The 7609-nt window shown below is 71.3% G+C and carries 7 protein-coding genes; 2 read left to right on the top strand and 5 right to left on the bottom strand.

Annotated elements, in window-relative coordinates:
* On the bottom strand, positions 1–674 hold a 674-nt coding region (locus tag ACIBSW_RS17695), incomplete at its 3' end, for a tetratricopeptide repeat protein (RefSeq protein ID WP_404799368.1).
* A 43-nt stretch (positions 675–717) separates the two neighbouring features.
* A complete protein-coding gene (locus ACIBSW_RS17690) occupies positions 718–1092 on the bottom strand; it encodes a VOC family protein (protein WP_354720721.1) in 375 nt (124 codons plus the stop codon).
* A 118-nt stretch (positions 1093–1210) separates the two neighbouring features.
* Between ACIBSW_RS17690 and ACIBSW_RS17685 the strand changes: the two genes are divergently transcribed.
* On the top strand, positions 1211–3430 hold the full coding sequence (locus tag ACIBSW_RS17685) for a bifunctional diguanylate cyclase/phosphodiesterase (protein ID WP_354720723.1): 2220 nt from the start codon (positions 1211–1213) through the stop codon (positions 3428–3430).
* On the opposite strand, the gene ACIBSW_RS17680 is transcribed toward ACIBSW_RS17685, so the two are convergent.
* Positions 3416–4588 carry a M20/M25/M40 family metallo-hydrolase gene (locus ACIBSW_RS17680; protein WP_354720725.1) on the bottom strand — a complete coding sequence of 391 codons (1173 nt, stop codon included), beginning with the start codon at positions 4586–4588 and terminating at the stop codon, positions 3416–3418. The genes ACIBSW_RS17685 and ACIBSW_RS17680 overlap by 15 nt on opposite strands.
* Positions 4589–4772: 184 nt before the next feature.
* Here ACIBSW_RS17680 and ACIBSW_RS17675 point away from each other — a divergent pair, with 184 nt between their 5' ends.
* Positions 4773–5594 (top strand): M23 family metallopeptidase, encoded by an 822-nt coding sequence (locus ACIBSW_RS17675; protein WP_354720727.1) that lies wholly within the window; start codon positions 4773–4775, stop codon positions 5592–5594.
* 50 nt (positions 5595–5644) lie between these two features.
* Here ACIBSW_RS17675 and ACIBSW_RS17670 read toward each other — a convergent pair whose 3' ends face one another.
* Positions 5645–6370, bottom strand: coding sequence for a hypothetical protein (locus ACIBSW_RS17670; RefSeq protein WP_354720729.1), 726 nt, complete (start codon positions 6368–6370; stop codon positions 5645–5647).
* Between the two features lie 59 nt (positions 6371–6429).
* Positions 6430–7605, bottom strand: coding sequence for a 3-hydroxybenzoate 6-monooxygenase (locus tag ACIBSW_RS17665; protein ID WP_354720731.1), 1176 nt, complete (start codon positions 7603–7605; stop codon positions 6430–6432).
* Positions 7606–7609: the final 4 nt, after the last annotated feature.

The raw sequence follows: 7609 nt of genomic DNA, 5'->3' as shown, positions 1-7609 counted from the left end.
ATGTTGGCGAGGGTGACGGCTTCGCCGGCGCGATCGCCGACCGCACGCCGGATGGGCAGGGCCTGCCGGTAGTAGGCCAGGGCCTGCCGCGGGTCCCCGAGCATGTCGTACACGAGGCCGATGTTGGTGAGGGTGGTGGCTTCGCCGGCGCGGTCGCCGACCTCCCGCCGGATGGGGAGGGCCTGCTGGAGGTAGGCCAGGGCCTGCTGCCGCTCCCCTAGGTCGCCGTGCGCGAGACCGATGTTGGTGAGGGTGGCGGCCTCGCTGGCGCGGTCGCCGACCTCCCGGCTGATGGGCAGGGCCTGCTGGTAGTAGGCCAGGGCCTGCTGCCGGTCCCCGAGCCCGTGGTACACGAGGCCGATGTTGTTGAGGGTGGCGGCCTCGCCGTTGCGGTGGCCGGCCGCGCGATACCGGTGTAGCGCCTGCTCGTAGTTGGCCAGGGCCGGTCGGGGCTGCCCGGTGGAGGATTGCGCAAAGCCCAGATCCCAGAAGGAGCGGGCGTCCGGGCCGAGCGTCAGGGTCGCGACGGCCAGGGCCGCCACATCCGCGAACCGGGACCTGGACAGCCACACCCTCGCCACCCGGCCCTCGACCTCCCGGGCGATCGCGGACTCCCGGCCCGCGACCGCCAGCCGGTGCACCTCCACCCAGCGGGCGACCGTGACAGCCGACATGGCCAGCACGATACCGCGCCGTTCAGGCGGCTGAACTGGTCGTTCAAGGCCTCATGTCGCTCCAGGTGGTGAGGCAGAACGGGTGACCGGCCGGATCCGCGTACACAAAGCATTGGTCGCTGTTGGGCTGGAACTCGTATTTCGTCGCGCCTGCCTTCAGGACGCGTTCTTCCGCGGCGGCGCGGTCGTCGACGTGGAATTCGAGGTGCATCTGGATGGATGTCGCGCCGGGCCAGGTCGGGGGCGTATAGCCGTCCACCCGCTGGAAGTCCATACGGCCACTTCGGCAGATGACCGTGGCCCAGTGTTCATCGAAATTGGTCACGGTGCCGCCGGTGATTTCGGCATAGAAGGCGGCCAGCCGTTTCGGGTCGGGGCAGTCGAGAGTGACGGAGGCGAGCCGGATGGAATCGGACATGCTGTTCTCCTTGTAAGGAAAGGGCGGCGTCCTGCAGCCCGCTTGCACCGGAACCGTGCCGGGACTGTACCCAAGGCCTGGTGTTCTCAGGGACGTGACAGAACGGGGCCGTAGGTTGGTGCTGCGCTCATATCTCGGGCTCGGGTTCCTGATCGTGGCCGCCGTGCCGGTGGCACCGCCCGCGGTGCGGGGCGGGCTGTACATCTCGATGGCCGTCGTGGTGCTGGCCGCCCTGGTCACCGGGATACGCCTGCACCGGCCGGCGTGGTCTCGGCCGTGGTGGTTGATGGTGGCCACCATCGGGATGTCGGTGCTGGCCAATCTCGGCTGGTCCATGGCGACGACACCGGCCGGCGTCGTGCGGTTTCCGTCGCTGGGCGATCTGTCCTACGCGCTTTCGATGTGCCTTCTGATCACCAGCGCCTACTGGTGGATCCGGCCGGGCCGGTACCGGGGCGGACGGATCGACGCGGCTATCGCCCTGGCCGGCGGCGGCGCCGTCGCCTGGGTGATCATCTTGGATCCGATGCTGTTCGGTGACCGGTTCAGCGGGCTGCGGCTGGGCGCCTATCTGTGCTACGTCGTCCTCGACCTGCTGATGGTGGCGTTGACCGTACGGGTCGCGGTGGTCTCCCGGGTGCGCACGGCGGCGTACCGCCTGATGGTGTCCGCCGCGACGCTGTGGGTCGTCACCGACACGGTCTACTACTCCGCGCAGGCCGTCGGCGCGGCGCAGGTGGCTCGCTGGGCCTCGACGGCCGGGCTGGTCGCGTACCTGTTGATCGGTGCCGCGGCGCTGCACCCGTCGATGGCGCGCAGCACCGGCAGCATGCCGCGAAATGCCGCGCCGCTGTCGCGCGGCAGGCTGGCCGGCTACCTCACGTTGACCGTGGTCATCGCCGGCCTGAGCGTGTTCGGGGTGGCGACGCTGCTGCCCGGTCAGCAGACCCTGCGGCTGAGCGTGGTGTTGTGCCTGGGCTGCGTCACCTCCGTGCTGCTGATCGCGCGGCTGGCACAGCTCGGCGCGGCGCTCAACCGGCGCGCGTACATAGACCCGCTGACCGGCCTGGGTAACCGCGCCTTCCTGCAGAACCATCTTCACCGGCGCGCGAATCACGACCAGGCGCTGCTCGTGATGGACCTCGACGGCTTCCGGGAGATCAACGCCGCCTTCGGCCATCCGGCCGGCGACGCCGTGCTCGTCGAGAGCGGTCACCGGCTGCGGGCGGCGGCACCCGGCGACGCCGTCGTGGTACGGCTCGACGCCGACTCCTTCGCCGTGCTCACCCGCGGCGACGAGGAGCAGCTGCGCGGCCTCGTCCAGCGGCTGCTGCGGTCGATCGCCGAGCCGTATCCGGTGGCCGGCCTGACCAGCCGCCGCGTACAGGCCAGCGTCGGCGCCGTCACCATCGCGGCCGGCGGCGACCTCACCACGGCGCTGCGAGACGCCGATCTGGCTCTGCAGGACGCCCGGGCCGTCGGCAACGGGCTCTCCATCTTCGACCCCAGCGCGTACGCCCGTTGGCGCGCCAACCGCGACCTGGTCGCGGACCTGCAGCGCGCGATCGGTGCGGGCGAGTTCGGCATGCACTACCAGCCGATCGTCGACCTGGGCACCGGCGGCATCGTCGCCGCCGAGGCGCTGCTGCGCTGGACCCGCGCGGACGGCACGCCCGTCTCGCCGGCGCACTTCATTCCGCTCGCCGAGCAGAGCGGGGAGATCACGGTGATCGGCGACTGGGTGCTCGACCAGGTCTGCGCCGACCTGGCCGGCCTGTGGCGCGCGCACCGGGTGCCCGTAACGGTGAACGTGTCGGCGCATCAACTGCGCGACGCCGGGTTCGCCGACCGCCTGCTGAGCCGCCTCGACGCCGTCGGCCTGCCCGGCGAGTCCCTGATCGTCGAGATCACCGAGACCGTCCTGATCACCACGGTGACCGACGCCGCCACCACGATCGCGCAACTGCAGCAGCTGCGCGACCACGGTGTCCGGATCGCCGTCGACGACTTCGGCACCGGCTACTCGTCGCTGGCCTACCTGCGCGAACTGCCGGTGGACATCCTGAAGATGGACGGCTCGTTCACCTCGCATCAGATCGAGGACGGCAGCCCCCGGGAGATCGCGTTCGTGCGCACGATCGTGGCGCTGGGTCGCAGCCTGAACCTGCTCACCCTGGCCGAGGCCGTGGAGACCCCCGGGCAGGCCGAGCGGCTGCGGCACATCGGATGTCACCTCGCGCAGGGCTACCACTTCGCCCGGCCGGCCCCGATCGGCGTCCTGCACGACCTGCTCGCCACGAACGAACCGACCTCGCTGGACCTGTCAGCAGCTTTGTAGGCGTTCGGTCAGCAGGCCGGCCATGGCGCGTACGCCGTGACCGATCGCCCGCTCGTCGGCGGCGAAGTCGAGGGTGTGCGGCGCGCCGTTCATTTGAGTCTCGGCGTCCGCGACGCCGAGGTAGAGCATCGCGCCCGGCGCCTCGTTGAGGAACAGCGCGAAGTCCTCGCAGTTGAAGGGCCAGGACGCCCGGGCCGACAGGACGGACTCCCGCCCCAGCACCGTGCTCAGGTACCGGCCGGCCGCCGTGCTGAGTTCCGCCGAGTTCACCATGGCGGGGAAGGGATCGCCGGGGTATTCGACGTGTCCGCCCGCCCGCGCCGCGAGCCGCTCGACCCGCGCGCGCAGCTCGGGAAACCGCTCCTGCGGCCAGACCCGCAGCAGGACGTTGGCCACGGGCCGCCCGTCAGCCGTGTGCTCGGTCCACTGGTCGACGCACACGGATTCCTGTGGTGAGGGGTCCAGGACCGCGTGAAAGCGCGCGTCGTAGTCGGCGACGCTCCGCGGGTACTCGACGGTGCCGAGCCGCGCCACTTCGGACGCGATCGCGGCTACCGCCGCGTCGTCCCCGGCCGGCAGCGCTATCCGGATGTGGTCGAGCCCGGGCAGACCGTGTCCCGGAGACACCGCGATGGTGCCGGCCGGGAACGGGGAACAGTGCAGCGCATAGCTTTCGCGCGGCGCGAGCCGTTGCACCAGCCCGGTGTCGAGCATCGCCCGGGCGCCCCGCAGGGGCTCCTCGGCCGGCTGGAAGACGAACGCCAACCGGCCGCGTACCGGCTCGGAGCCTTGGGCCAGCGTGCGGGCGACGCCGACGCCGATCGCGGTGTGCAGGTCGTGCCCGCACAGGTGCGCGACGCCGGGGACCCGCGAGGCGAAGCCCTCGTCGAAGACCCGGCCCGACCGCGGGAAGGGCAGCACGGCCCGTTCCGCGTCGACGGCGTCCATGTCCGCCCGGTACAGCACCGTCGGACCTTCCGCGGAACCGTCGAGCACCGCGAGGACTCCGTGCCCGCCGACGCCGGTCGTGACCTCGAGCCCGGCCGCGCGCAGTTGGTCCGCGACCAACCCGGCCGTCTGCCGCTCCTCGCCGGCCAGCTCGGGATGGCGGTGAATCTCCCGGCGGAGCTCGATCAGTTCATCGTCAAGATTCGTCACCGGCGAATCCTGCCCACGAACGTCGATTCTCCGCACCGTCAATTCGGAGTGGTCGCGCCGCAACCCACCACTGGAGCATTCCGTCCGACCCGCGCGCTACCTGGGACGTTGCAGGTATCCGGGGCGGTTGTCCCGAACGAAACTGTGCGCCACAGGTTCCAATTTCGTTCGGGGAGAGACGGATATGAAACGCAAACTACAGCAGCTGGCGATCGCGGTCGTGACAATGGTCGCCTCCCTGGGAATCGTCCAGGTGGCCCTGGACGGCCCGGCGCAGGCGGCGTCGTGGGTGAAGCCGGTGAACGGCACGCTCGGCGGCGGCTTCGGCGGCGGGCACCGCGGCGTCGACATCATGGCCACCCGGGGGACCCCCATCTACGCCGTCAGTTCCGGCGTGGTGCAGCAGGTCGTGTGCAACTCCTCCACCGGCACCTGCGACTCGGACGGAAACTCGTCCGCGACGGGCTGTGGCTGGTACGTCGGCATCAACCACCCCGACGGGACCGGGACCCTCTACTGCCACATGGTCCGGCGGCCGTCGGTGAACGTCGGCCAGACGGTCAGCACGGGCCAGGTCATCGGGTACGTGGGGTCGTCGGGTAACTCGTCCGGTCCGCACCTGCACTTCCAGACGCACAACGGCCAGTCGAACAACGACGGCAACACGGTGGACCCGGTGACCTTCATGCTCGCCCGCGGCGTCGACCTGCGCAACGGCGGCGGCGACCCCACGAAGTACTGGGTCGACACGTTCGCCAACGCGCCCGGCCGCTCGTCGCCCGGCGGCGCACAGACAGGAACCCTCAACGCCGGCACGAACTACGTGTACTGCCGGGTGTGGGGCCCGAACGTGCAGGTCGGCAGCGCCTACAACCACTGGTGGCTGAAGACCGACCTGGACACCGGCAGCCCGTGGCAGAACCAGTGGGTGTCGGCGTACTACCTGTCGCGCTGGGGCAACGACGTCGCCAAGGACAACAACGGCGTCGACATCCGAGCCTGCTGACCCGTTGAGCACACCCGATCGGCCCGGTGGGAGACCCACCGGGCCGATCTCTAACCGACCGTGGTCAGCCACGCGGCGACGGAGAAGCCGAGAACGGCGAGGAGGCCGGCCACCTTCCCTGCCTTGCGGGCCGCCTCGGGAATCATCGAGTCGATCAGCATGACCAGCAGCGCGCCGGCGGCGAACCCGTTGATCACCCCGCGCCACCACCCGGACGTGACGTCGGCGATCGCGTAGCCGCCTACCGTCGACAGCGCGCAGATCGACGCGATCGCGACCCACAGCAGCACGATGTCGCGCCGCGACCGTCCGGCGGCGCGCATCTCGGTCGCCGACCCCACCGCCTCGGGCAGGTTCGAGACGAACACGGCCGTCAACAGCCCGACGCTGACACCGCCGCCCATCGCGAGCCCGATGCCCAGCACCGCCTGCTCCGGGATGCCGTCGAGGCAGGCGCCCAACGCCAGCGCGGTTCCCGAACCCGACTCGGCGGACGACGGACCCGCCCCGGCGGGCCGGCCCTTGCGCTCGAGCCGGGAGTCGGCACCGAAGTAGGTCAGCGCTCCCACCGCCAGCCCGACGGCGACGGCCGCCTCGCCACCGACCTCGACGCCCTCGGCGGCAAGGTCGAAACTGACCGCGCTGATCAACGCGCCGGAGCCGAAGGCGAGCACGGCACCGACCAGGCGCCGCGGCCACCGATGCACGAACGCCAGCAGCGCACCGATGATCAGAGACGACGCCGCCAGCGCGCCCCAACCCAACGCGGCAGACATCTCGCCCGGACCCAAAGCCTCACGCCACCTTCGCCACGGCCACCAGGTGCGGACCGAGCCTACCGGTCCCGGCCGAAGGTCCGGTCGCCGTGCAGCCAGCTGAGAGCATCGAGCAGACCCTCCTCGGTGTATGCGGAGAGCATCGCGTTCCTCGCCCGGGCCTCGGCACCCGCCGGATGGTAGAGGTCGCCGCCGATCTCGCGGGACAACCGCTGGACCCTGGCGGTGCGGGCCCGGCGCAGCGCGCCGTACTTCGCGAACATCTGGGGGAACTCGTCGCCGGAGCAGTCGAGGAGGTCGCCCAGGACCACGGCGTCCTCGAGCGCCATGCAGGCACCCTGTGCCGCGTACTGGAGCATGGCGTGGGCGGCGTCGCCGAGCAGGACCACCCGCCGGTCGGTCCAGTCGTCCACCGGGTCCCGGTCGCACAGCACCCACCGCCTCCAGTTCGCGCCGAGCTCGAGCAGCTCCCGCGCGGTGGCGGCCAGCCCGCCGAAGGCGCCGAGGACCTCGTCGCGGCCGGCGGGGCGGTCGACGACGGCCTCGCGCGCGGCGTCGTCGCGGGTGGCCGCGAGGTTGAGGCTGGCACCCTCGTCGATCGGGTAGTGCACGAAGTGCCACCTGGGCCCGGCCCACAGGGTGACGCGGTTCCACCGCAGATGTTCGGGCACCCGTTCCATCGCGATCACCGATCGGTAGATGGTGTGTCCCGACACCCGCGGGTCGCCGTCGCCGACGAGCTGCCGGCGTACCGCCGAACGGATGCCGTCCGCGCCGATCAGCGCCGCGCCGCGCACGCGCTGCCCGGAATGCAGAACGGCGGTGACCGAGGTCGGGTCCTGTTCGAAGGAGACCACGCCGCTGCCGGCGCGGAGCTCGATCGAGGGCGATGCCCGGCACGCCGCCAGCAGCGGCGCGTAGAGGTCCGCTCGGCGGACGACGGCGTACGGGTTGCCGAAACGCGCACGGTAGCGGCCCGTCAGGGGCAGGCTCTGCACGTGTTCCCCGGTGGCGCCGTCCATGAACCGCAGTTCGTCGATGTAGACCGCCCTGGCCCGCACGGCGCCTCCGACGCCGAGCCGGTCGAGGGCGTCGAATCCGTTGGGGCCGATCTGGATGCCCGCGCCGAGCTCGCCGAAGGCGTCGCGGCGCTCCAGGACGACCGCGTGGTGACCCTGGCGGGCCAGGCTCAGCGCGGCGGCGAGCCCACCGATGCCGCCGCCGGCGATCAACACCGGC

Origin of the sequence: Actinoplanes sp. NPDC049668 (assembly GCF_044465445.1) — a bacterium.
Lineage (GTDB): Bacteria > Actinomycetota > Actinomycetes > Mycobacteriales > Micromonosporaceae > Actinoplanes.
The sequence above is the reverse complement of the archived record's forward strand: the minus strand, read 5'-3'. Positions and strand labels throughout refer to the sequence as shown.

Excerpts from the sequence above, each read along its gene's own strand:
- ACIBSW_RS17690 (WP_354720721.1), bottom strand. The coding sequence starts at position 1,092 with ATGTCCGATTCCATCCGGCTCGCCTCCGTCACTCTCGACTGCCCCGAC.
- ACIBSW_RS17675 (WP_354720727.1), top strand. The coding sequence starts at position 4,773 with ATGAAACGCAAACTACAGCAGCTGGCGATCGCGGTCGTGACAATGGTC.
- ACIBSW_RS17670 (WP_354720729.1), bottom strand. The coding sequence starts at position 6,370 with ATGTCTGCCGCGTTGGGTTGGGGCGCGCTGGCGGCGTCGTCTCTGATC.